The sequence below is a fragment of the Limosilactobacillus panis DSM 6035 genome (assembly GCF_001435935.1).
GTDB classification, from domain to species: domain Bacteria; phylum Bacillota; class Bacilli; order Lactobacillales; family Lactobacillaceae; genus Limosilactobacillus; species Limosilactobacillus panis.
The window spans coordinates 1-1,469 of the sequence record NZ_AZGM01000057.1; the positions used below are offsets into that span (position 1 = coordinate 1).

Consider the following 1,469-nt stretch of genomic DNA (forward strand, 5'->3'; position numbering starts at 1 on the left):
AGAAAAGCCGAAGCTGACGCAGCTCCGGCTAGTTTTCGTGCTTTCAAGTTTCAGTCTTTATAAGAAAAGCAAGGCCAAAAGTTTTAGCGCTCGCAATCAGTACAGTATTATGAAGAAATACATTCGTGAATACTGGCAAGATACCAAAATGCGTGATATTCGCCGTTCTGAGTACCAGGAATTTATTAACTGGTATGGTGCTGATCATGCTTACAAGTCTGTTAGCAAGCTAAACGGCGCAATCAGGACGGCTGTAAACTATGCGATTGATGATGATATTATCCGCAAGGACTTTACGCATAATGTTACGGTTACCTATAATCACGATAAAAAGGTAAAAGTTCAGTATCTTACCAATGATGAATTGACGAAGCTAAAGCAGGCGGTTGTTAAGGGCCTGAATCCATTGAACACCAGTCGTTACATGATTCTAACCGCCATTTATACGGGTATGCGTAAATCAGAAGTCCAGGCGCTAACCTGGAAAGATATTGATTTCTTACATTCCACTATCTCAGTCAATAAGTCATGGAATGAAAAAACAAAAGCCTTTAAATCCACTAAGACGGCAAGCAGTAACCGGGTAATTAAGGTTAACCGGTCGTTGCTAAACCATTTAGCAGACTTAAAGGCTAATAGTAGTGTTATGGTGTTTCAAAACGTTTTAGGAACGATTCCCACAAGCAACGCTTTGAATAAATGTCTACGCTCTATTATGAGTACGGCTGGTATCGAAAAGCAAGGGTTTCATTTTCACTCATTGCGCCATGTCCATGTAGCTTACTTATTAGGCAAGGGCGTAGATATATACGCAATTAGCAAGCGATTAGGCCACTCTAATATCACCGTAACGCTAAACACTTATTCGTATTTGATTGATGAATTTAAGGCCAAAAATGATACTGTAATTATCGAGAAATTAGCGGAATTGTAAATTGTGCGGAAAAACTGCGGAAAAACCCGCCACAAAGCCCGGTATATTAAGGGGTTATTATCCCCGTGCGGGTGATTTTTAATTTTAGGCTGATATATCAATGTTGTTGAAACGTTGATATATCAGCCTTTTTGTTTCTCGCCCTCCACTATAAAATACTATTTTCTATCAATTTTGTGGAAAATCATACCAGGCGAGGTCGGGGCTGTGACATAAGTCCCAAATAATTAATGGGGCTGTGACATAAGTCCCAAATAATTAATGGAGTTAGATGAAATTTTCGGATTTCATTTAACTCCATTTTCCTTTAAAATATTAGTAAAAGAAAAGGGGCTGTGACATAAGTACTTTTACCAAGTTCAAATACGAACAGCGCGGTACGCAAATGGGCTCCAGTGTCCGGTATAACCGAACTCTGGAGCCCTATTTGCGCTCGCGGGGGCGTGAAAACGAAGTCATAAATGACTTCTGTCACGCTCCCTCCAAAATACCCTCGAAAGGATACAAAAACATTGGAACCTGATTATAACATGAA

At 39.8% G+C, this 1,469-nt stretch carries 1 protein-coding gene; it reads left to right on the forward strand.

Annotated features, from left to right (window positions below; genetic code table 11):
• The coding region (locus tag FD32_RS04150) for a tyrosine-type recombinase/integrase (protein WP_056962115.1) at positions 1-934 on the forward strand (934 nt) is incomplete at its 5' end.
• Between the last annotated feature and the right edge of the window lie 535 nt (positions 935-1,469).